Origin of the sequence: Umezawaea endophytica (genome assembly GCF_025061645.1) — a bacterium.
Lineage (GTDB): Bacteria > Actinomycetota > Actinomycetes > Mycobacteriales > Pseudonocardiaceae > Umezawaea > Umezawaea endophytica.
This window is the reverse complement of the sequence record NZ_JANYMP010000002.1, coordinates 156,344-178,017: the sequence shown is the minus strand read 5'-3', so window position 1 is coordinate 178,017 and position 21,674 is coordinate 156,344. Positions and strand designations below refer to the sequence as shown.

General features: G+C 70.8%; 24 protein-coding genes and 1 tRNA gene. 17 read left to right on the top strand and 8 right to left on the bottom strand.

Annotation, left to right across the window (positions count from 1 at the left end; translation table 11 throughout):
• Positions 1 to 15: 15 nt before the first annotated feature.
• Complete coding sequence (locus tag NZH93_RS04390) at positions 16 to 2,982, bottom strand: glycine--tRNA ligase (RefSeq protein WP_259622157.1); 2,967 nt, start codon at positions 2,980 to 2,982, stop codon at positions 16 to 18.
• A 220-nt stretch (positions 2,983 to 3,202) separates the two neighbouring features.
• Here NZH93_RS04390 and NZH93_RS04385 point away from each other — a divergent pair, with 220 nt between their 5' ends.
• The 5 genes from NZH93_RS04385 to NZH93_RS04365 all read left to right on the top strand — a co-directional run bounded on the left by NZH93_RS04385 (position 3,203) and on the right by NZH93_RS04365 (position 8,013).
• Positions 3,203 to 3,397 (top strand): hypothetical protein, encoded by a 195-nt coding sequence (locus NZH93_RS04385; RefSeq protein ID WP_259621600.1) that lies wholly within the window; start codon positions 3,203 to 3,205, stop codon positions 3,395 to 3,397.
• Positions 3,379 to 5,004, top strand: coding sequence for an LCP family protein (locus NZH93_RS04380; RefSeq protein ID WP_259621599.1), 1,626 nt, complete (start codon positions 3,379 to 3,381; stop codon positions 5,002 to 5,004). Before NZH93_RS04385 ends, NZH93_RS04380 begins: the two co-directional genes overlap by 19 nt.
• 480 nt (positions 5,005 to 5,484) lie before the next feature.
• Complete coding sequence (locus tag NZH93_RS04375) at positions 5,485 to 5,967, top strand: helix-turn-helix domain-containing protein (RefSeq protein ID WP_259621598.1); 483 nt, start codon at positions 5,485 to 5,487, stop codon at positions 5,965 to 5,967.
• A gap of 146 nt (positions 5,968 to 6,113) precedes the next feature.
• Complete coding sequence (locus NZH93_RS04370; protein WP_259621597.1) at positions 6,114 to 7,298, top strand: MurT ligase domain-containing protein; 1,185 nt, start codon at positions 6,114 to 6,116, stop codon at positions 7,296 to 7,298.
• Positions 7,291 to 8,013, top strand: coding sequence for a type 1 glutamine amidotransferase (locus NZH93_RS04365; RefSeq protein ID WP_259621596.1), 723 nt, complete (start codon positions 7,291 to 7,293; stop codon positions 8,011 to 8,013). Before NZH93_RS04370 ends, NZH93_RS04365 begins: the two co-directional genes overlap by 8 nt.
• A 51-nt stretch (positions 8,014 to 8,064) precedes the next feature.
• Here the strand turns inward: NZH93_RS04365 and NZH93_RS04360 are convergent, their stop codons facing one another.
• Positions 8,065 to 9,546, bottom strand: coding sequence for a flavin-containing monooxygenase (locus tag NZH93_RS04360; protein WP_259621595.1), 1,482 nt, complete (start codon positions 9,544 to 9,546; stop codon positions 8,065 to 8,067).
• A gap of 115 nt (positions 9,547 to 9,661) precedes the next feature.
• On the opposite strand from NZH93_RS04360, the gene NZH93_RS04355 reads away from it, so the two are divergent.
• Positions 9,662 to 10,240 carry a TetR/AcrR family transcriptional regulator gene (locus tag NZH93_RS04355; protein ID WP_259622156.1) on the top strand — a complete coding sequence of 193 codons (579 nt, stop codon included), beginning with the start codon at positions 9,662 to 9,664 and terminating at the stop codon, positions 10,238 to 10,240.
• Here NZH93_RS04355 and NZH93_RS04350 read toward each other — a convergent pair.
• Positions 10,230 to 11,264: a zinc-binding dehydrogenase gene (locus tag NZH93_RS04350; protein WP_259621594.1), complete on the bottom strand. Its 1,035-nt coding sequence runs from the start codon at positions 11,262 to 11,264 to the stop codon at positions 10,230 to 10,232. The two genes, NZH93_RS04355 and NZH93_RS04350, sit on opposite strands and share 11 nt — an antisense overlap.
• Positions 11,265 to 11,450: 186 nt before the next feature.
• Here NZH93_RS04350 and NZH93_RS04345 point away from each other — a divergent pair, with 186 nt between their 5' ends.
• From NZH93_RS04345 to NZH93_RS04330, 4 genes are all read left to right on the top strand, one after another.
• On the top strand, positions 11,451 to 12,071 hold the full coding sequence (locus NZH93_RS04345) for a TetR/AcrR family transcriptional regulator (RefSeq protein ID WP_259621593.1): 621 nt from the start codon (positions 11,451 to 11,453) through the stop codon (positions 12,069 to 12,071).
• Positions 12,072 to 12,135: 64 nt separating this feature from the next.
• Positions 12,136 to 12,864 carry a Crp/Fnr family transcriptional regulator gene (locus tag NZH93_RS04340; RefSeq protein ID WP_259621592.1) on the top strand — a complete coding sequence of 243 codons (729 nt, stop codon included), beginning with the start codon at positions 12,136 to 12,138 and terminating at the stop codon, positions 12,862 to 12,864.
• A 130-nt stretch (positions 12,865 to 12,994) separates the two neighbouring features.
• On the top strand, positions 12,995 to 13,633 hold the full coding sequence (locus NZH93_RS04335; protein WP_308214161.1) for a Crp/Fnr family transcriptional regulator: 639 nt from the start codon (positions 12,995 to 12,997) through the stop codon (positions 13,631 to 13,633).
• Between the two features lie 122 nt (positions 13,634 to 13,755).
• Positions 13,756 to 14,337 (top strand): hypothetical protein, encoded by a 582-nt coding sequence (locus tag NZH93_RS04330; protein WP_259621591.1) that lies wholly within the window; start codon positions 13,756 to 13,758, stop codon positions 14,335 to 14,337.
• A 45-nt stretch (positions 14,338 to 14,382) separates the two neighbouring features.
• Here NZH93_RS04330 and NZH93_RS04325 read toward each other — a convergent pair whose 3' ends face one another.
• Positions 14,383 to 14,604, bottom strand: coding sequence for a DUF3618 domain-containing protein (locus NZH93_RS04325; RefSeq protein ID WP_259621590.1), 222 nt, complete (start codon positions 14,602 to 14,604; stop codon positions 14,383 to 14,385).
• Between the two features lie 82 nt (positions 14,605 to 14,686).
• Between NZH93_RS04325 and NZH93_RS04320 the strand changes: the two genes are divergently transcribed.
• From NZH93_RS04320 to NZH93_RS50515, 3 genes are all read left to right on the top strand, one after another.
• A tRNA-Leu gene (locus tag NZH93_RS04320) sits at positions 14,687 to 14,760 on the top strand.
• A gap of 81 nt (positions 14,761 to 14,841) precedes the next feature.
• Positions 14,842 to 15,144 (top strand): hypothetical protein, encoded by a 303-nt coding sequence (locus NZH93_RS04315; protein WP_259621589.1) that lies wholly within the window; start codon positions 14,842 to 14,844, stop codon positions 15,142 to 15,144.
• Positions 15,145 to 15,257: 113 nt separating this feature from the next.
• Positions 15,258 to 16,238: an endonuclease/exonuclease/phosphatase family protein gene (locus NZH93_RS50515; protein ID WP_259621588.1), complete on the top strand. Its 981-nt coding sequence runs from the start codon at positions 15,258 to 15,260 to the stop codon at positions 16,236 to 16,238.
• Here the strand turns inward: NZH93_RS50515 and NZH93_RS04305 are convergent.
• Both NZH93_RS04305 and NZH93_RS04300 read right to left on the bottom strand, forming a co-directional pair.
• Entirely contained in the window at positions 16,235 to 16,990 is a 756-nt protein-coding gene (locus NZH93_RS04305) for an ABC transporter permease (protein ID WP_259621587.1), read from the bottom strand. The two genes, NZH93_RS50515 and NZH93_RS04305, sit on opposite strands and share 4 nt — an antisense overlap.
• The gene (locus NZH93_RS04300) at positions 16,987 to 17,943 is read right to left on the bottom strand and encodes an ATP-binding cassette domain-containing protein (protein WP_259621586.1); all 957 of its coding nucleotides are present in this window, start codon (positions 17,941 to 17,943) and stop codon (positions 16,987 to 16,989) included. Before NZH93_RS04300 ends, NZH93_RS04305 begins: the two co-directional genes overlap by 4 nt.
• A 130-nt stretch (positions 17,944 to 18,073) precedes the next feature.
• On the opposite strand from NZH93_RS04300, the gene NZH93_RS04295 reads away from it, so the two are divergent.
• From NZH93_RS04295 to NZH93_RS04285, 3 genes are all read left to right on the top strand, one after another.
• A complete protein-coding gene (locus NZH93_RS04295) occupies positions 18,074 to 18,502 on the top strand; it encodes a MarR family winged helix-turn-helix transcriptional regulator (RefSeq protein ID WP_259621585.1) in 429 nt (142 codons plus the stop codon).
• Positions 18,503 to 18,563: 61 nt separating this feature from the next.
• Complete coding sequence (locus tag NZH93_RS04290; RefSeq protein ID WP_259621584.1) at positions 18,564 to 19,397, top strand: aldo/keto reductase; 834 nt, start codon at positions 18,564 to 18,566, stop codon at positions 19,395 to 19,397.
• A 10-nt stretch (positions 19,398 to 19,407) separates the two neighbouring features.
• On the top strand, positions 19,408 to 19,971 hold the full coding sequence (locus NZH93_RS04285) for a TetR/AcrR family transcriptional regulator (protein WP_259621583.1): 564 nt from the start codon (positions 19,408 to 19,410) through the stop codon (positions 19,969 to 19,971).
• A gap of 2 nt (positions 19,972 to 19,973) precedes the next feature.
• Here the strand turns inward: NZH93_RS04285 and NZH93_RS04280 are convergent, their stop codons facing one another.
• Entirely contained in the window at positions 19,974 to 20,339 is a 366-nt protein-coding gene (locus tag NZH93_RS04280; RefSeq protein WP_259621582.1) for a winged helix-turn-helix transcriptional regulator, read from the bottom strand.
• Between the two features lie 47 nt (positions 20,340 to 20,386).
• Between NZH93_RS04280 and NZH93_RS04275 the strand changes: the two genes are divergently transcribed.
• A complete protein-coding gene (locus tag NZH93_RS04275; RefSeq protein WP_259621581.1) occupies positions 20,387 to 21,145 on the top strand; it encodes an SDR family NAD(P)-dependent oxidoreductase in 759 nt (252 codons plus the stop codon).
• Here the strand turns inward: NZH93_RS04275 and NZH93_RS04270 are convergent.
• Positions 21,114 to 21,674, bottom strand: a complete 561-nt coding sequence (locus NZH93_RS04270) for a TetR/AcrR family transcriptional regulator (RefSeq protein WP_259621580.1) — start codon at positions 21,672 to 21,674, stop codon at positions 21,114 to 21,116. The genes NZH93_RS04275 and NZH93_RS04270 overlap by 32 nt on opposite strands.

Genomic DNA, 21,674 nt, shown 5'->3' with positions numbered 1-21,674 from the left:
ACCAGGGGCGGTGGATCAGGCCAGCGCGGTGCCCAGCGCCTGCCAGTCGAGCACCGGGGCCGCGTGGTCGCGGATCGACGCCAGCAGGCCGAGCCTGGCGGCCTTCACGGCCGGGTCCTCCGCCATGACCAGCACCTCGTCGAAGAAGGTGTTGATCGGGGCGGTCAGCACGACCGTGGCGGCGACGAACACGGCCAGGCCGTCCGGGCGCGCGCCGAGATCGGCGAACGCCTGGTGCAGCGCGACCTCGGCGGGCTCGGTCAACGCCGAGGCGTCGTAGCCCGCCGCGGTGTCGGCGGGCACGATCCGGCGCACGCGCTGGAGCGCCGCGACGAGCTCGCCGAACGCCGGGAGCGCCGCCAGCTCGGTGAGCTGGGCCAGCGTCTCGTCGGCGACCACGGGGGCGTCGGCGAGCGGCAGGACCGCGTTGACGAACCGGTGGTCGTGCCCGGCGTCGAGCACGGCCTGCTCGTAGCGGCGGAGGGTGAACTCGCGGGCCGCCGCGACGGTCTCCTCCGGCACGTCCAGGCCCAGCCGCGCACGGGCCGCGGACAGCGCCACGGGCAGCGTGATGGCCCGCAGCTCCGGGAACGCCCGCAGGATGCTCACGGCGCCCAGCGCGGCCCGGCGGAGGCCGAACGGGTCGGAGCTGCCGGTCGGGTTGGCCCCGATGCCGAACAGGCCCGCGAGCAGGTCGAACCGGTCCGCCAGCGCGAGCAGCGCGCCGGGCGTCGAGGCGGGCAGCGGGTCACCGGCGGACCGGGGCTGCTCCATCTCGAACAGCGCCTGGGCGACCTCGGGGGTCTCCCCGGCGTGCCGGGCGTACTCGCGGGCCATCGTGCCCGCGAGGCTGGACAGCTCGATGACCATCTGCGAACCGAGGTCGAACTTCGCCAGGTCGCCCGCCCGCTTGAGCGTCGCCTCGCCGTCGCCGAGGTCGATGTGACCGGCGAGCGTGGCCGCCAGCGACGCGATCCGCTCGGCGCGGTCGGCCATGGAGCCGAGCTTGTCGGCGAACGTCAGCTTCGCCAGGCCAGCCTTCATGTCCTCCAGCGGCGTCTTGAGGTCCGCGCGCCAGAAGAACGCGGCGTCCTCGTAGCGGGCGCGCAGCACGGCCTCGTTGCCGGACCGCACGCGGTCGGTGTCGACGGTGCCGTTCGCGACGGCGACGAAGTGCGGCAGCAGCTCGCCGTCGGCGCCCCGCACCGGCAGGTACCGCTGGTGCTTGCGCATGACCGTCGTGAGGATCTCGCCGGGCAGGTCGAGGTAGCGCTCCTCGAAGCCGCCGAGGATCGGCGTCGGCCACTCGACCAGGTTCGTCACCTCGGCCAGCACACCGGCTTCCGCGGCGAAGTCCACCGTGCCGCCGACGGACGCCGCCAGCTCGGTCGCGGCGGCCACGATCTTGGCCTGCCTTGCCGATGCGTCGGCGTCGATCCCGTGCCCCGCCAGGAAGTCCAGGTAACCGTCCGCTGTGGACACCTGCACGACGGGCTCGACGGCGGTGCGGTGCACGCGGGTCGTGGTGCCCGCCTGGACCGTCGACACGGCGATCGGCACGGGCGTCTCGCCGAGCAGCGCGAGCAGCCAGCGGATCGGGCGGGTGAACGACAGCTTCGGGTCGTTCCACTTCATGTTCTTCTCGGACCGCAGCTCGCCGACGACCTCCGCCAGCAGTCCACTGAGGACCTCGACCGCGCCGCGACCCGTCTCGGTCTTCACCAGCGCGACGTGCTCGACGCCGTTCTCGGTCACCCGGCCCAGCTCGGACAGCTCGACCTTCTGGCCGCGCGCGAAGCCCTGCACGGCCTTGGTGGGCTCGCCGTTCGCGTCGAACGCGGCGGCGACCTTCGGTCCGCGCACGGTGCGCTCGGCGTCCGGCTCGCGCGGCGTCACGTCGGCGACCAGCACGACCACGCGGCGCGGGGTGCCGTGCACCTCGACGGCGCCGTGGGTCAGGCGGGTGGCGGCCAGCTTGTCCGTGACGGCCGCGCGGACCGCGGCGACCGTGCGGGTCACCTCGGCGGGCGGCAGCTCCTCCGTGCCGATCTCGAACAGCAGCGTCGCGGGCTCGGTGACGGTCGCGAACGCCGTCGGCGCCACGGCGGGCGCGGGCGTCTCGGCGATGCCCAGCGGGTGCCCCAACTCCGCGCGGCGCTCGGCCCACAGGCCGGAGACCTCGCGGGCCAGGCCGCGCATCCTGGCGAACGCGCGGGCCCGCTCGGTGGTGCTGATCGCGCCGCGCGAGTCGAGCACGTTGAAGGTGTGTGAACACTTCAGCACGTAGGTGTGCGCGGGCACCGGCAGGCGCAGGTCGAGCAGGCGCTTGGCCTCGGTGGCGTACTCCTCGAAGAGGCGCTTGTTGGCCTCGACGTCGGCGTCGTCCAGGTAGTACCGGCTCATCTCGTACTCGGCCTGGCCGAACGCCTCGCCGTAGGAGATGCCGGGCGCGTAGGCGATCTTCTTGAAGTGGTCGACGCCCTGGAGCGCCATCATGATCCGCTCGATGCCGTACGTGACCTCGACGGACACCGGTTCCAGGGTCTGGCCGCCCGCCTGCTGGAAGTAGGTGAACTGGGTGATCTCCAACCCGTCCAGCCACACCTCCCAGCCGAGGCCCCACGCGCCCAGCGCGGGCGAGGCCCAGTTGTCCTCGACGAAGCGGACGTCGTGCGCCCGGATGTCGATGCCGAGCGCCTCCAGGCTGCCCAGGTACAGCTCCTGGGGGTTGCCGGGGTCGGGCTTGAGGATGACCTGGAACTGGGTGTGCGTCTGGAGGCGGTTCGGGTTCTCGCCGTACCGCGCGTCGTCGGGTCGCACGCTGGGCTCGACGTAGGCCACCCGCCACGGCTCCGGGCCGAGCACCCGCAGCACCGTCGCCGGGTTGAGCGTGCCCGCGCCGACCTCGGTGTTGAAGGGCTGCACGACGATGCAGCCGCGGTCGGTCCAGTACTTGGTCAGCGCCAGGAGCGCGTCCTGCATGGTCAGCACGGTGACAACCTTGGATGGGGGGTGTGGGGCCGGTCGCAGTCTACGAAAGCCGGTGCGCGGGGGACGCCGCTGGTCAGCTACCCGACCGACCCGTATCACCACGGCCGAAACACGCCTGTGTCACCCTTTGCGCAACCTCGCGGACCGTACGGGCGTCCTACTGTGACGTACCCGCGCGACCGTCGGAGCAGCGCTCACGAGTAGGAGATGGGTGTGGACAAGCGGCCGCCACGGCCAGGTGACGCGGGGGACCCCCGCGACCGACCCGTGCCTCCACGTCGTCCCGCCGCAGGTCAGCCGGGTCGCCCGCAGGGCAGAGCAGGCCGACCGGATCCCGCGCGCCGCCAGCCGCCGCCTGCCCGCCGCGAGCCGTCCCTCCCGCCGCCGGTGCGCCACGAACCGGTGAAGCGGGCCGAGCCGCGCCGCAAGCCGATCTCGGCCACGGCCCCGACGGAACGCGTCGAGCCCGCCCGTCCGCCCCGCCAGCCCGAACGCCCGCGGGTCCGCCGCACGCCCCCTCCTCCGCCCCCGCGCAGAGCGGTGGGCGGCGCGTCGGCCACCGGCAAGGCCATCCTGTCGATGCTGTCGGTCGCGGTCCTGCTGGGCACCGGCTACGCGTGGCAGAACCTGAAGTCGTTCGAGGACAACCTGACGACCACGGACGTCATCGCCGAGGGCGCGGGCGGCGAGAAGCCGGCCGACGGCGCGATCGACATCCTGATGGTCGGCATGGACAGCCGGACCGACGCCAAGGGCAACCCGCTGCCGCAGCAGATCCTGGACGAGTTGCAGGCCGGTGGCAGCGACGACGGCGGCCTCAACACGGACACCCTGATCCTGATGCACATCCCGAACGACGGGAAGAAGGCCGTCGCGATGTCGTTCCCGCGCGACTCCTACGTCAAGATCGCGAACGGCTACGGCAGGCACAAGATCAACTCGGCGTTCTCCTACGGCATGAACGACGCGGCGGAGGAGCTGACGGCGAAGGGCGGCCTCGACGCGGCCCAGATCACGGTCCAGTCGAAGAAGGAGGGCGCGAAGAACCTGATCGCGACCATCCAGGACCTCACCGGCGTCACCATCGACCACTACGCCGAGATCAACCTCGTCGGGTTCTACGAGATCACCAAGGCCGTCGGCGGCGTCGACGTGTGCCTCGCCGAGGCCACCCAGGACGACTTCTCCGGCGCCGACTTCGCCGCAGGTCCGCAGACCATCGAGGGCAAGGCCGCGCTGGCGTTCGTCAGGCAGCGCCACGGCCTCCTGCGCGGCGACCTGGACCGGGTCGTCCGCCAGCAGGTGTTCATGGCGGGCCTGGCGAAGAAGATGCTCTCGGCTGGCGTCCTCTCCGACCAGACGAAGACGAAGAACCTGATCAACGCCGTCACCAAGTCCATCGTGCTGGACCAGGACTGGGACATCCTGAACTTCGCCAACCAGATGAAGAGCCTGTCCGGCGGCGCCATGGAGTTCCAGACCATCCCGACCGGCAACCCGGAACTGGAAACCCCGGAGGACGGCCAGGCGATCGAGATCAACGAGGCCGAGGTCAAGCGCTTCGTCAAGAGCCTCACCGAGGAACCCAACCCCTCCGGCACCTCCTCCACCCCGGCCAAGCCGTTCGACAACAGCACCGTGACCGTCGAGGTCCGGAACGCCTCCGGCGTACCGGGCCTGGCGGGCCAGGTCCTCCAGTCCTTGACGGCGAAGGGCTTCACGTCCGGCGACGCGGCCAACGCGGACCAGAACACGAAGACCTCCGTGGTCAAGTTCGGCAAGGGCGGCGACGAAGGCGGCGCGGCGGTCGCGAAAGCACTGGGCGGCAGCATCGAGACCGAGCAGGACAACAACCTGCAAGCGGGCTACGTACGGGTCTTCGTGGGCTCCGACTACTCGGGACCGGGCGCCCAGAACTTCGCGGGCGGCACACAGATCGGCCTGGACGGCGCCCACCAACAGCCCTCAGGCGAGGCCCCCATCACGGCCGACGGCGTCCGCTGCGTGAACTGACCACCAGCCACCGCCCCAACCCGCCCTAAAGCCGCCCACCGGCCCAACCGAGCGCTCCCCCCTGCCCTAAACCCAACCACCGCCTCACCGAGCCTCCGGCCCTTCCGAGCACTCCTCCCCCGCCGCCCCGATCCGAAGCGCCCTCATAGTCGATCTTGGTTTGTCAAGGCATCTTTCCCGCCTTGACAAACCAAGATCGACTATCGAGACAATCACGCGAGCGGGGTGAGGAACAGAGGCCCCACCCACCACCCCAATTCCACCCCAACCGGACAACAGCAGCCCCCCAAAACCCACCCCAAACCCACCCTCCCGCCCAACCCACCCCAAACCCCAGAAGCCCAAAAGGACTACTGACAGTACTACTCGGTTAGCCCGATCGGGCGATAAACCGGGCAAGTCACGTAATCAACCCACTTTTTGCACCTTTCCTCTGCGTTGGGGCCGAACACCCCACGTGAACAGGTGGAGGAAGTGACGGTGCAGATCGACACAGCGGCGTACCAGCGCGTGCTCGGTGATGAGCTGCGCAGCCTTCGCAAGCAGCGCGGATGGACCCGCAAGGAGTTGAACAGCCGGCTCCAGAGCGAGATCTCGCTCCAGACGCTGGCGACGTACGAGCTCGGCACGCGCCAGGTGTCCGTCGTGCGCCTGGTCGAGATCTGCGCGGCGCTGGCCGTGCCGGCGCACGAGGTGCTGGCGCGCGTGCACGAACGTGTGTTCGGGGACACACCCACGGGACACCTCTCGCTGAACCTCGTCGCGATCGTCGCGGACGAGCGCCCCGAGCTCCAGCCGTTGCGGCGCTGGGCGCAGGGGCGGCTGCACACGCTGCCGCTCGGCCAGACCCCGCAGGTGCACCTCGATCTGCCCGCGCTGGAGTACATGGCCCAGTTGTGCCAGCTCAGCACGGTCGAGCTCATCCGGGCGCTGCGCGATCTGGGCGGGACCGCGCGGAGGTAGCGGGGCACCAAGCTAGACTCGCCGCCGTGACCAGGGGCGCGCCCGTTCCAAATGCAGGAAGTCGCTTGCCTAACAACGCTAATGACGATCCAGCCTCCCCAGCCCGTCTGCCTTTGCGGACCGCGGCTGCCGTGCGCTTGGGCAACATGAGTTCGAAGCTGTCCCAGAAGATGGGTCTCGGCGCAGGCGGCATGATCGGTGGCCGGGTGGCGTTGAAGCTGGATCCGCAGGCGCTCCGGCGCCTGACGTCCGGCAGGCGGGTCGCACTGGTGACCGGCACCAACGGCAAGACCACCAGCACCATGATGCTCAGCCGCGCCGTGACCGCTCTCGGCGAGGTGGCCACCAACCACAGCGGCGCCAACATGCCCGACGGGCACGTGACGGCGTTGAGCAAGCAGCCCGACGCGCCGTACGCGGTGCTGGAGGTCGACGAGGGGTACTTCCCCGCCGTCGCCGCGGCCGCCCAGCCGGACGTCGTGGTGCTGCTGAACCTCAGCCGCGACCAGTTGGACCGCGTCGGCGAGGTGCGCACGATCGAGCGCTCCCTGCGCGACGTGATCTCCAGGCTGCGCGGCTGCACGGTGATCGCGAACTGCGACGACATCATGGTGACGTCGGCGGCCAAGGACGCCCACCGCGTCGTGTGGGTCGCCACCGGCACCGGCTGGCACCACGACTCGGCGTCGTGCCCGAGGTGCGGCGAGCCGATCCGCTGGCAGGGCGAGCACTGGACGTGCAGCACCTGCGACCTGGCCCGGCCCAAGCCGGACTGGGTGACGACGGACGGCTTCCTGATCGCGCCGAACGCCAGCAAGGTCGCGCTCCAGCTCCGCCTGCCCGGCAAGTTCAACCAGGCGAACGCGGTGATGGCCACGGCCGCCGCCGCGACGATGGGCGTGCAGATCGAGGAGGCCGTCCGCCGCCTGCGGGGCGTCTCCAACGTCGCGGGCCGGTACCGGACGATCCAGCGCAGCGGGCACACCGCCAGGCTGCTGCTGTCGAAGAACCCGGCCGGGTGGAGCGAGACCCTGACCGTGGTCAAGGAGTCCGACCACCCCGCGGTACTGGTGATCAACGCCAACGAGGCCGACGGCCGCGACCTGTCGTGGCTGTGGGACGTGCCGTTCGAGCGGCTGCGCGGTCGGACCGTCATCGCCTCCGGCGAGCGGGCCACCGACCTGGCCGTGCGCCTGACCTACGCCGAGGTGGAGCACCAGATCGTGCCCGACCCGCTGCTGGCCATCGACGCGCTCCCCAAGGGGGCGGTCGAGGTGATCGCGAACTACACGGCGTTCCGCGACCTGAACGCGAGGTCCACCGGTGAATGACTCCGCTGTTCGGATCGCGTTGGTGCTGCCCGACCTGCTGGGCACGTACGGGGACTTCGGCAACGCGGTGGTGCTGGACAAGCGCCTCGCCTGGCGCGGGATCTCCTCGGAGATCGTGACGGTCAACTTCGGCGACTCCGTCCCGGACTCCTGCGACATCTACGTCGTCGGCGGTGGCGAGGACACGGCGCAGACGCTGGCCGTGCGCCACCTGCGTGACAACCCCGGTCTCCAGCGCGCCGCGGCTCGCGGTGCCGTGGTGCTCGGGGTGTGCGCCGGTATCCAGATCTTCGGCGAGAAGTTCACCCGCGCGGACGACGTGACCCACCCCGGTCTCGGGTTGATCGACTCCGTCTCGTACGCGGGTGGCTCGCGGGCCATCGGCGAGGTGCTCGCCAAGCCCGCCAACGGGTTGTTCGAGGGGTTCCTCACGGGCTTCGAGAACCACCAGGGCCGCACGGAACTCGGTCCGGCGGCCCAGCCGCTGGCCCACGTGACGGTGGGGACCGGCAACGACGGGAAGGTCGAGGGCGCGGTGCAGGGCAAGATCCTGTGCACGTACCTCCACGGGCCCGTCCTGCCGCGCAACCCGCAGATCGCCGACCTGCTGATCGAGTGGGCGACGGGCACCAAGCCCGCCCCGCTTGACCTGCCCGCCGTCACGCTCCTGCGGGCGGAGCGCTCCAAGGCGGCCGGGCAGCGCGCCGACGCCTGATCTTCCGCGCGGAGGGGGCGTGTCCACACCGGACACGCCCCCTCCGCCGTCTCACACGGGCACGCGGGCCTTCGACGAGAGCACGAAGTCGTCCGCCCGGACCTTCCTGGTGCGCATCCAGTACCGCCAGGTGAAGCCCGGCCAGATCGTCCGGTTCACCCCCTGCGCGTCCAGGTACCAGCTCCGGCAGCCGCCCTCGGTCCACACCCCGCGGCTCAGCTTCCGCTGGATCTCCTCGTTGAACCGGCGCTGGACCTCCGGCCGGACCTCCAGCTCGTCGGCGTCCGCCAGCAGGCCAAGGCACTGCGAGACGTACTTGATCTGCGACTCGGCCATGAACACCACGGAGTTGTGCCCCAGCCCGGTGTTGGGCCCCAGCAGGAAGAAGAAGTTGGGGAAGCCCGCGACGGTGATCCCGAAGTGGCTCTGGATCCCCTCCTGCTTCCACTCGCCCGCCAGGTCCCGACCGTCCTTGCCGGTGATCGACAGGTACCCGAACGCGTCGATCACGTGGAAGCCCGTGCCGTAGATGATCGCGTCCACCTCGTGCTCCACGCCCGCGGAGTCCACGACGGAGTTCTCGCGCACCTCGGCGATCCCGTCGGTGACCAGGTCCACGTTGGGGCGCGCCAGGGCGGGGTAGTAGTCGTTCGAGATCAGCACCCGCTTGCACCCCATCGTGTAGTCCGGGGTCAGCTTCTCCCGCAGGGCGCGGTCCGGGACCTGCCGGGCCATGTGCCGCTTGGCGATGGTCTGGGCCAGCTTCATGATCCTCGGGTTCACCGCGAACCCCAGCGCGGTGGACTCCCTCGTCCAGTAGACGAGGTCGCGGTACAGCCGCTGCGCGAAGGGCACCCGCGCGAACACCCGGTGCTCGCGCTCGCTGATGGGCCGGTCGCCCTTCGGCATGATCCACGGCGGCGTCCGCTGGAAGATCGCCAGCGACTCCACCTGGTCGGCGATCTTGGGCACGAACTGGATGGCGCTGGCGCCGGTCCCGACCACGGCCACCTTCTTGCCCGCCAGGTCGTACGAGTGGTCCCACCGCGCCGAGTGGAAGACCTCGCCGCGGAACCGCTCCACGCCGGGCAGCTCCGGCACGTTGGGGATGTGCAGCGCGCCGACGCCCATCACCAGCGCCTTGGCCGTGTACGTGTCGCCCGTGCCGGTCGAGACGTGCCAGACCTTGGCGGCCTCGTCCCACCGCGCCCCGGTGAACTCGGTGTTGAACCGGATGTGCCGCCGCAGGTCGTACTTGTCCGCCACGCCTTGGAGGTAGGCCCAGATCTCCGGCTGCTCGGCGAAGGCGCGCGACCAGTTCGGGTTCAGCTCGAAGGAGTACGAGTACATGTGGGACTGCACGTCGCACGCGCAGCCGGGGTACCGGTTGTCGCGCCAGGTGCCGCCGAGGTCGGACGCCTTCTCCAGGACGACGAAGTCGTGCCTGCCCGTGCGCTTGAGTTCGATCGCCATGCCCAGCCCCGAGAATCCGGTGCCCACGACCACTACTTCGGTGTCCCGGTGCGTGCCCATCAGTGCGCAACCTCCGCCGTCCGGCTAAGTACTCGCCAGTAGGTTACTCGAAGTAAGTTACTCGCGGTAGTACCCTTCGACCGTGACCAGCACCCAGCCGGTGCCCCGCCGTCGCATGCCCAAGGCGGAGCGCAAGGCCCAGATGCTCGACGTGGCCGAGGTGGTCTTCGCCGAGCAGGGCTACCTGGCGACGTCCATGGACGAGATCGCCGAGCGCGTCGGCGTCTCCAAGCCGATGCTCTACGAGTACTTCGGCTCCAAGGAGGGCCTGCTCATCGGGTGCATCCAGCGGGCGCGGACCGAGCTGCGGACGAAGACCGAGACGGCGATCGTCGGCGCGGAGGGTCCGGAAGACCTGCTGCGCAGGGGTTTGCTGGCGTTCTTCGAGTTCATCGTCGACCACAGCCGGTCGTGGGCGCTGCTGCGGCAGGAGGCGGCGATCAGCGTGCCGTCCGCCGAGGAGGAGATCGAGGGCATCCGGACCCAGCAGACGGCGCTGATCAGCGCGGTGATCGCCGGGTTCTCCCCCAGCCTCGAACCGCTGGAGGCGGAGGCGTTCGCGGAGATCGTCGTCGGGTCGTGCGAACGGCTCGCGCTGTGGTGCGAGCGCAGGCCCGAGGTGGGGCCCACGCTCGCGACCGACTACGTGATGACCGTGGTGTGGCAGGGCGTGGCGTCCCGCCTCACGGCTTGACGACCACCTTCAGCGCCTTGCGGTCCTCCATCGCCCGGTAGGCGTCGGCGACGTCCTCCAGCGGCATCGTGCGGTCGAACACCGGGGAGGGGTCCAGGCGGCCCGCCAGGACGTCCGCCAGCAGCTCCGGCAGGTACTGGCGCACCGGAGCGACGCCACCGCCCACGCCGACGTTGCGGTTGAACAGGTCCTTGAGCGACAGGCCGTCCGGACCGTGCGGGACGCCCACGTAGCCGATCCGGCCGCCGTCGCGCACGATGCCGAGCGCGGTCTCCCACGACGGCGCGGTGCCCACGCACTCCAGCACCGCCGACGCGCCGAGCCCGCCGGTCAGCTCGCGGACCCGCTGGACCGCCGCCTCACCGCGTTCGGACACCTGGTCGGTGGCGCCGAACAGCCTGGCGACGGCGGCGCGGTCCTCGTGGCGCCCCATCGCGATGACGCGCTCGGCACCGAGCCTGGAGGCGGCCAGGACGCCGCAGAGGCCCACCGCGCCGTCGCCGACCACGGCGACCACCGAGCCCGGTACGACACCGGCGGAGAGCGCGGCGTGGTGGCCCGTGCCCATCACGTCCGAGAGCGACAGGAACGCGGGCAGCAGCTTCGCGTCGGCGTCCCTGGGCACGGCGACCAGCGTGCCGTCCGCCTGCGGGACCCGAACGGCCTCGCCCTGGCCGCCGTCGTGCCCGGTCTGGCCCCAGATGCCACCCCGGCGGCACGAGGTCTGGACGCCGGCCGCGCAGTACTCGCAGGTGCCGTCGCTCCACGTGAACGGCGCGATGACCCGGTCGCCGACGCGCACGGACGTGACCTCGGAGCCGACGTCGACCACCTCGCCGACGAACTCGTGCCCGATCCGCTGGCCGGGCTTGCGCTTGGAGACGCCCCGGTAGGCCCAGAGGTCGCTGCCGCAGACGCAGGCCAGTTCGACCCGGACCACGGCGTCGGTCGGTTCCGCCAGAACGGCGTCGGGCACGTCTTCGACGCGGATGTCACCGGGTCCGTGGATGGTGGTCGCGCGCACCGTTCCCCCTCGTGTCGACTGACTTCGTCCGCTCATCCTGACCCTTCCGAACGGTTCACGCGCAGGTGGCCCGCTTTTACGAATCGCATTCGTGTTCGGGTCGTGTTCGGGAACGAGGGAGGCACACGCGGAACGGAAGAACACGCCTAGGATGTTTCAACCGTGCCCGTGCAGGAGAAAGGTGGCGTGGTTTTGGCCACACCCGCGTTCAGCGAAGAATCCCGCTCACCCCAACGTGGACGGCCGCGTGACGCGAGCCGGGACGACGCGCTGCGCCAAGCCGCGCTGGAGGTGATGGCGGAGGTCGGCTACCGCGCGCTGACCATGGACGCCGTCGCCGCCCGTGCCCGTGCGGGCAAGGCGACCATCTACCGGCGCTGGGAGTCCAAGCTGGACCTGGTGATCGACACCTGCGCCCAGCTCGCGAGCCAGAACCTGGCCGCGCCGGACACCGGCTCGCTCGCCGAGGACCTCCGCGAATTCCTCAGCTCGTTCGCCGCATTCCTGTCCGGCCCCATCGGGAAAGCGGCGCAGGCGCTCGTCGGTGAACTCCCGCACGAGCCGGAACTCGCGGCGGCATTCCGCGAAACTTTCCTCATTTCCCAGCGGGACGTGCTGCGTGGAATTCTGGAACGCGCTCTCGAACGCGGCGAGATTCGCCCCCACGCCCCGCTCGGCCTGACCGTCGAACTCGCGGGAGCGGCGCTCATCTACCGGCTCATGCTCACCGGCGACCCGCTGGACCAGCCGTTCGTGAACAAGGTCGTGGACCAGGTCCTGCTCCCGCTGGTGGGCAAGCAAAACTGATCAGGGCAGCACTATTGCGGACACGCCGAGCGGTATTCGACAGTATTGTCGGCAAGATCGGCGAATGGTGTCGCGCACATGGGAGGCTGCCATAGTCCAGCCACCGCAGCGACGAACGCCCGGTTGGCCGAAGGCGACGTTGCTGGGCCAGTTGCGCCCGCTCACCCGCGACCGGCTGCTGGCACTCGGCACGACGGTGGTGTACCGGGACAACGACGTGATCCTCACCCACGGCGAGCCCGGCGACAACGTGGTGCTGCTGCTCAGCAGCGCGGTCAAGGTCGTGGTGCACAGCGAGCACGGGCCGACGGCGCTGCTGGCGATCCGAATCCGCGGCGACCTCGTCGGCGAGCAGTCCGTCATCGACCGCAAGACGCGCTCGGCGAGCGTCATCGCCTGCGGCGACGTGCGGGCCCAGTCCATCGGCCGCAGCGAGTTCGAGGCGTTCCTCAAGCGCACGCCGGACGCCGACCAGCAGTTGCGCAGCATGATGAGCGAACGCCTGCGGTGGGCCGACCAGCGCCGGGTCGACTTCCTGGCGCTCAAGGCGTACGCCAGGGTCGCCCGCGTGCTGGTGGAGGTCGCCAAGACGTGCGGCTGGGAGGACGAGGAGACCTGGGACATCACCATCCCGCTCACGCAGGAGGAGCTGGGGTCCCTGGCGAGCATCGCCAGGCGCACGGTCGAGCAGCAGGTGCGGAAGCTGATCGAGGCGGGCCTGGTGCGGACCGCCTACCGCAGGACGTCGCTGCTGAACATGGCTGAACTGCAGCGCGTGGCCGATTCCCGCTGAGCATTATTGCGGACACGAACAACCTCATTCCACAGTACCCTCGAAAACGCTTGCGAATAACGCAGCGAAAGGGGGGACGGCCATAGCCCAGCAGCCACACGGCCGTACCCCCGATTGGCCGAAGACGACATTGCTGGGCAGGTTGAGCAACGAAACCCGAGCGCAGTTGCTGAAATTGGGCACCGCTCGCACTTACGGGCACGACAAACCGATCTTGGAGCAGGGCGCCTCCAACGACCACGTGGTCGTCGTGCTGCGGGGCACGGTGAAGGTCGTCGCCTACAGCGAGTACGGCCCGGCGCTGCTGGCGATCCGGGTCCGCGGCGACCTCGTCGGCGAGCAGGCGGGCATCGACAAGAACCCGCGGTCCGCGAGCGTCATCGCCTGCGGCGAGGTCCTGGTCCGCACCATCCCGCTCAACGAGCTGAAGCGCCTGCCCGACGTCGACCACCAGGTGCAGCGCATGGTCAGCGAGCGCTGGCGGTCGTCCGACCAGCTCAGGGTCGACTTCTTCGGCCGGAACGCCCGCGCGCGGCTGGCCAGGGTGCTGATCGAGATCGCCACGATGGGCGGGTGGCAGGCGGAGCCGCGGTGGGAGCTGAAGATCCCGCTGACGCGCGCCGAACTGGGCTCGTTGGCCTCGATGAAGGCGGGCACCGCCGAGAAGCAGATGCGGCTGCTGATCGTCGAGGGGCTGGTGGCCGCCGACCAGCAGCGGATCACCCTGCTCGACACCGACGCGTTGCGGCTTATAGCAGAATCGACGTGATCCCGTCCCGCCAAAATGCGGGCTGAAGGCCTTTCGCGTCAGCGACAGTGAACCGCGTCAGCTCAAGCAGCGCGGCGCGTTCGCACGCACCGAGCCCGTGCCGAAGGGATTCGCGTCTCTCCATGGACGAAAACCCGACACACCACTCGTTCGTCATCGCCGACATCGAAGGATACGGGCGGCGCTCCGACGAGGACCAGAGGTGGTTGCGCAACGAGCTCTACTGGGTCTTCCAGACCTCGTTGATGAAGGCGGACGTCCCGTTCGCGCCGAAGCTCACCCAGGACAGGGGTGACAGCGTCATCCTGCTGGTGCCGGGCAGCGAGCCGAAGCGCAACATCGGCGACGCGCTGGTCCAGCAGTTGGACCGGGAGCTGACCAGGCACGCCCGCCGCAGCAGCGAGCCCGCGCGGATGCGGCTGCGGCTCGCCCTGCACGCGGGCGAGGTCGCGCGGGACGGGCGCGGCTGGATCGGCCGGGACCTGAACACCGCGTGCAGGCTCGCCGACCTGCCCGCCGCGCGCGAGGCGCTGGCCGCGGAACCCGACGCGAACCTGGTGGTCGTCGTGTCCGACGAGTGGTACCGCAGCGTCGTCCGCCCGGACCCCGTCCTGGTGGAGCACTTCGCGTTCCGCCGGGTGCCGTTCGTGGTGAAGGAGGTCGACGACCACGCCTGGATCCACGTGCCGCGGAAGCGGCCGTGACGCGCACGCGGTCCAGCGAGCCCTCCGGCTCGCTGGACCGGCGCGTCAGCGGAACAGCTTGCGCACGACCAGCAGCCCGACCACGACGCCCACCGCGATGAGCGCGTAGCGGACCTTCGGGTCGTCGAACTTGGCGCGCACGGTGGCCTTGCCCTCGTCGACGAAGCGCTGGGGGTTGGCCCTCGTGCCCAGCTCGTCCAGGGTCGTGGCCAGCGCGTCGCGGGCCTGCTCGATCTCACGCTGGATGGTGTCGGGGTCGCGAGCCACATGTCCTCCTGTCAGCGGTGCCCTAGGGCTTGCCCCACCGTAGTTGGTCAGAGGCCGAGGCGTGTCGATAGGCTTGCCGAAGGGGGCCGTAGCCCAATTGGCAGAGGCACACGGTTTAGGTCCGTGCCAGTGAGAGTTCGAGTCTCTCCGGCCCCATCCCGGCACCCCGCCCACCGGACTCCCGGCGGGCGGGGCGGCCGCTCGGCGCGAGCCGCGCGCTTCGAGGAGGATCAGGACGTGAGCACCTCGCTGCACGACACGCTCGCCGGCCCGGCGGCCGACGCGCGCTCGCGGTTCGCCAGGGACGACAACGGCTACCTCCAGGGCTCGACCGTCGTGCACGCCGTCCGCCTTCAGGACTGGCTGGGCGTCTCCGTCCCCGGCCCCGGCTGCCACGTCGGCACCGGCGGCTGGGACTTCACCCGCTTCAAACCGACCCGCTCACCGGTCGACTGCGGCCGGTGCGCGAAGTCCGGCATGCGCGGCACCACCGACGACACCGACAAACCAGGCCAGCTAGCCCTCGACCTGCACACCTGACCTCCACCCGAAGGTGTGACAGCTCGCCCTCCGGCGTGGTGATCGGCGTGCGCTCCGTCCTGTCGGGACCGACCGGGAACAGGTCCACGTCGCCTGCGGATACCCTCCTCCGGGTGTCGATCCAAGACCCTCCGCGACCGCCCGGCCACGACCTCACCACCCCTCCCCGACCACGCACGCGCTCGGTGCTGCTCGGGGTGTGTGCGGTGGTGCTGGTGGGGATCGGGGCGTTGGCCGTCGTGCGTGCCACCGGGCTCGACGCGGGCACGGTGTTCGCGGTTGTGGTGGTGGGGGTGCCGTACGCCGCTGTGGTCACGGTCGTGGTGGGTGTGGTGCTCGCCGTGCTGAAGGCGCGGTGGTTGTTCGGGGTCGCAGTGGTGTTGTTGGTGCTCCAGGTGGTGTGGTTGGCGCCGCGGTTCGTGGCCGACGGGGGTGAGGTGCCTGCCGCGGCGGCGCGGTTGCGGGTAGCGACGATCAACGCGCACGTCGGTGGGGTGGACGCTCAGGCGGTGGTCGACTTCGTGCGGGAGCGGCGGGTGGACGTGTTGGCGGTGGAGGAGTTGACGTCCGACGCGATCCCGGCGCTGGACGACGCCGGGTTGCGCGAGTTGCTGCCGTACCGGGAGCTTCGGCCGCAGGACGACTCGTCGCTCTACTCGCGACTGCCGTTCACCGCGAGCGGCCCGCTGGCCGCGCCCACGACGTGGCCCCAGACGACCGGCACGATCGACGTCGACGGTCGCGCGGTCGTGGTCGTCGCCGTGCACACCTACTACCCGGCGGGTGACGCCGGGCTCTGGGCGAACGACATGACGGCGTTGAGGGCCACCGCGGGCGAGAACTCGGTGGTGCTGGGCGACTTCAACGCCACGCTGGACCACGCGCCGATGCGGGAGCTGCTGGCGGCGGGCCTGGTCGACTCCCACGCCGAACTCGGGAACGGGTGGGCGCCTACCTGGCCCGCCGACAGCGTGCCGGTCGTGCAGTTGGACCACGTGCTGCACGGGCGCGGGCTGGTGGCCGTCGCGACCGGCGAGCACACCCTGCCCGGCTCGGACCACCGGTTGGTCTTCGCCGAGCTGGCGCTGGTCTAGTCGCCGGTGAGCCGCATCGCGCGGGCCCCGACCAGGACCCCCGCCACCGCGAAGCCGACCGCGCTGAGCACGCCGTAGAGCACGGACGTCCCGGTGAGCTGCCCCGCGAACAGGGCCCGCTCGGCTTCGACGACGTAGGTCAGCGGGTTCACCCGCGACAGCGCGCGCATCCACGACGGCGCGTTGTCCAACGGCAGCAGGACGCCGGAGAGCATGAGCAGCGGGAACATCAGGGTCTGCTGGACGACGTAGAACGCCGACTCCTGCTTGCGGGCGACGACCGCCAACGCGCAGGAGAACGCGCCGAGGCCGACGCCGATGACGGCCAGCAGCAGCATCGCGACCAGCGCGCCGACGACGTGCAGCTCGAAGCCGAACGGCAGCACCACGAGGATGATCAGCACGGACTGCGCGACCAGCATCACGACCTCCTTCGCCGTGCGGCCGACCAGCATCGCCGACCGGCTGACCGGCGTGACGAGCATCCGGTCGAGCGAGCCGCCGGTCATCTCCGTCATGAGCATGTAGCCCGCGGAGACCGTGCCGCCCAGCCCGAGCATGATCAGCATCCCCGGCACGAACCACTGCCAGGCGGCGCCGTCACCACCCCAGGGGACGCCGGACAGCAGCGAGCCGAACAGGACCAGGAACACCACCGGCTGGGCCATGCCGAACAGGATCGCGACGGGGTTGCGGAGGTTCGGCCGCACCTCCCTGGCGAACACGATCCCGGTCTCGGTCGCGAACCTCACGCGGGCACCCCTTCCGCTTCGCGCAGGCTGCGCCCGGTGAGGGCGAGGAAGACGTCGTCGAGCGTCGGCCGCTGGACCTCCGCACTCCGCACGTCCACCGTGGCGGCGTCCAGCGCCCGCAGCAGCACGGGCAGCACGGCCGCGCCGTCTGGCACGGCCATCCGCACCGCGTCGCCGTCGACGGTCACGCCGCGCGTCGACGGGATCCGGTCGGCGATCCGCGCGGTCCGCGCCGGGTTGTCGGTCCGGACGGTGACGTGGTCGCCCGCGAGGTCGGCCTTGAGGCGCTCGGCCGTGTCGTCGGCGATGATCCGGCCGTGGTCGATCACGACGACCCGTTCCGCCTTGGTGTCCGCCTCCTCGAGGTAGTGCGTGGTGAGGAAGACGGTCGTGCCGAGCAGGTCGCGCAGCCGCAGGATGTGCTCCCACAGGTTCGCCCGGTTCTGCGGGTCGAGGCCGGACGACGGCTCGTCCAGGAACAGCAGGTCCGGCTGGTGCACCAGGCCGAGCGCGATGTCGAGCCGCCGCCGCTGGCCGCCGGACAGCGAGCCCGCGTCCCGGTTCGCCAGGTCCTCCAGTTCCATCGTGCCGAGCAGGTCGTCCGCGCGCCGCCGGGACACCTCGGCGCTGAACCCGTAGCAGCGGCCCTGGGTCACCAGTTCGTCGCGGACCCGGAAGTACGGTCCGGCGCCGTTGCCCTGCCCGACGTACCCGATGCGCCTGCGCACGGCGGCCGCGTCGGAGAGGACGTCGTGGCCCGCGATCCGGGCTTCACCGGACGTCGGCCGGAGGAGGGTGGTCAACATTCGGAGGGACGTCGACTTGCCCGCGCCGTTCGGGCCGAGAAAGGCGACCAGTTCTCCTTTCTCGACGTCGAGGTCGAGCCCCCTCACCGCCTCCACGATCTGACGTTTTACCTTGAAATTCCTGGTCAACCCCCGTGTGCGGATCAACGAAACCTCCTGATTCCGGACATGCGCCAGCCACGCTGGAGAGCCGGTTCGACGATGGATTGGCGGTGAGAGCCCGAGAAGAATAGGGCAACATTTCACGTTTCCGTCAGGGTGCCTGACAATCGACGCCATGCGGCCCCCCGTTCCGTACCTGCTCGCCTACGCCCACACGATCGCGTCCCGCCTGGCCGACGCCGAACTCCGCCGGTACGGGCTGACCGTCCGGCAGTTCGGGCTGCTCGCGCAGCTCCGCGTCGAGCCGGAGCTGACGATCACGGAGTTGTCCCGGCAGCTCGGGATCACCCGGCAGTCGCTGCACGGGATGGTGGACGACCTGGAGCGCGGCGGGCACCTCGTGCGCGAGGCGGGCGCGTCCGGGCGCACCCGCAGGCTCTCGCTGACCCCCGGCACCGAACGGCTGCTGGCCGACGCGCACGGTCCGCTGGCCCGCGCCGAGGCCGAGTTCCTGCGCGGGGTGTCGGCGCGGGACCGGGAGGCGCTGCGCGTGCTGCTCCAGCGGGTGCTGGCGCGCGCGACCGACGACGAGGCGTGGCTGTAGCGCACGGCCGCGGGTCGGCGTAAGGTGAACTGTACGTTCAGTTTACTTTTGGGAGATCACGATGACCAGCACGTTCTCCATCGGCGGCGACCTCGAAGTGTCCCGCCTCGGCTACGGCGCGATGCAGCTCCCCGGCCCCGGCGTGTGGGGCGAGTCCCTCGACCCGGAAGGCGCGGTCGCCGTGCTGCGGCGCGCGGTCGAGCTGGGCGTGACGCTGATCGACACCGCTGACGCGTACGGCCCGAACGTCGCCGACCTGCTCATCAAGCAGGCGCTGCACCCCTACGCCGACGACCTGGTCATCGCCACCAAGGTCGGCTTCACCCGCCAGGGCCCCGGCCGGTGGACCGCCGTCGGCCGCCCCGAGTACCTGCGCCAGCAGGTCGAGCTGAGCCTGCGCCACCTCGGCCTGGAGCGGATCGACCTGCTGCAGCTCCACCGCGTCGACCCCGAGGTCCCGCTGGCCGACCAGATCGGCGAACTCGCGCTGCTCCAGCAGGAGGGCAAGATCCGACACATCGGGCTGAGCGAGGTGACCGTCGACGAGGTCGAGGCCGCGGGCGAGTTCGCGACCATCGCGTCGGTGCAGAACCGCTACAACCTGACCCTGCGGACGTCCGAACCGGTCCTCGACCACTGCACGGCCAACGGCATCGCCTTCATCCCGTACAGCCCGCTCGCCAAGGGCAAGCTCCTCGAGGACGGCGGCCCGTTCGACGTCCTCGCCGCGCGGCATGGAGCCGGCCGGTCGCAGCTCGCGCTCGCGTGGCTGCTCAAGCGCTCCCCCGTGGTGCTGCCCATCCCCGGCACGGCCTCGATCGCGCACCTGGAGGACAACCTGGGCGCGCGGTCCGTCGAACTGGCGGACGACGAGTTCGCCTCGCTGTCGTCGTGAGCGCCGGGTGATGCGACCGCAGAGCGTCCGGGCGCGGGAGTCCGTCCTCACGGCCACCTGCGCGCTGCTCGCCGAAGGAGGGCTGCCCGCGGCGACCGTGGACGCGATCAGCGCCCGGTCCGGCGTCAGCAAGGCGACGATCTACAAGCACTGGCCCAGCAGGACGGCGGTCGCGGCGGAGGCCTTCGGGATCAGGATGGCGGGCGCGGTTCCGCTGCCGGACACCGGTAGTGCCGTCGGCGACTTCACCGAACAGGTGCGGCTGGTGAGCGAGTTCTACGCCAGCCCGGCCGGGGGCACGTTCGCCCAACTGCTGGCCGCCTGCGTGACGGATCCCGCCGGGGCGCCCTACTTCCGCGAGTTCTTCCTGACCGGGCGGCGGGAGGCGGTGGCGGTGCTGTGGCGGCGGGCGGTGGAACGCGGGGAGGTCCGCGAGGAGGTCGACGTGGACACGGCCACCGACCTCCTGTTCGGCCCCCTGGTGTTCCGGTTGGTCAGCGGGCACGCGCCGTTGGGGCTCGGGGAGGCCGAGTCGATCGCCGAGGCGGCCCTCAGGGGGTTGCTGGTCCGTTAGCGCTACGGCTTCGCGGCGAGTTCCCCGTGGTGCTCCACCGCCCACCGCGCCAGTGCGGACAGCGGCACCAGGAGGGACTCGCCCAGCGCCGTCAGCGCGTACTCGACGCCGGGCGGGTTCGTCGGGAAGACCTCGCGGCTCACCAGGCCCTCGTGTTCCAGGCCGCGCAGGGTGCGGGTGAGCATGCGCTGGCTGATGCCCTCGATCGAGCGGTGCAACTCGTTGAAGCGGAAGGGTTTCCCACCGAGCAGCACGATGACGACGACGCTCCAGCGGTCGCCGACGCGGTTCAGCACGTCGGTGACGGGGCACGCGCGGTGTTCCGCCAGCGGCACCGGCGTGGACAGGGTCATGGCTGGTGGGCACATTGATGTGCCTCCTTCCGCCGCACGGGAGGCTGTTCGACAGTGAGCCTATGGGAAAAACGATCGTGGTCGCCGGTGGCACCGACGGCATGGGGCGCGGCATCGCCGAAGCGCGGGCGGCGGCCGGGGACAGCGTGATCGCCGTCGGCAGCAGCACCCGGAAGGGGCTGTCGGAGGACATCGAGTTCATCAGGGCCGACCTGAGCCTGATCGCGGAGGTGGACCGGGTGGTGGCCGCGCTGCCCGACCGGGTGGACGTGCTGGTGCTCACCGCCGCCCGGTTCAACCCGAGGCGGATCGTCACCGCCGACGGGCTGGAGGCGACGTTCGCGCTGTACTACCTGAGCCGGTACCTGTTGGCGCACGGCGTGGACGCGGGGCTGGTGGTGGCGTTCTCCGCGCCGGGCACGACCGTCGGTCGGGTGCGCTGGGAGGACCCGCAGCTCGAACGCGGGTACTCGGCCGTGAAGGCGCAGATGCAGGCCGGGCGGATGAACGACCTGCTCGGCGTCTCGGTCGGGGCGGAGAAGGCGTACGTGCTGTTCCACCCCGGATTCACCGAGACCAACGCGATCTCGCAGTACCGGCAACCGATGCGCGCGGTGATCAGGACGGTGGAGAAGCTCTTCGCGCAGCCGGTCGCCAAGGCGATCGGGCCGTTGCTGCCCCTGATCGAGGAGCCGCCTCCCGTCGGGTTCCACCCGAACGACCGGGGCAGGCCGGTCGACCTGTCGCTGAGGACGTTCGACCCCGGCGACGCCGCGCGGTTGGACGAGCTCACGCGCGAGATCGTTCGTGGAAGGCGATGAACTGCTCCATGGCCGCGTTCACGCCGTCCAGGTCGTTGGTGGCCACCAGGTCCAGCAGGAGGCCCCGCGACACGGCCAAGCCGAGGCGGGCACGGGCGCGGGCCTCCGGGAGCGGGACACCGGTGCTGTGCTCGTAGGCGGCCAGTGGGTCGATCCAGGAGTCGACGATGCCGTCTAGCAGCGCGCTCGTGCCGGGGCGGCCCTGGACGGCCTGGCCGTACAGCTCGAAGAAGAGGCGTTCGTGGGCCCGCAGGGCGGGGTCGGTCAGGCGTTCCCAGAACCGGCGGGCCAGGTCGGCGGGGCTGCTGTCGCGGTCGGCGGTGAGGTCGGCCAGCGCTCGGCGCTGGTTCTCCTCGACGGCGCGGACCACGGCGACCAGCAGGCCCTCCTTGTTGCCGAAGTGGTAGCTGAGCATGCGGTGGCTGGTGCCGACGGCGGTCGCGAGCGAGCGGAGGCTCTGGTCGGCCAGGCCGTGCTCGGCGATGTGCTCGATCACGGCGGCCAGCAGGCGATCCCCTTGTCCTGACAT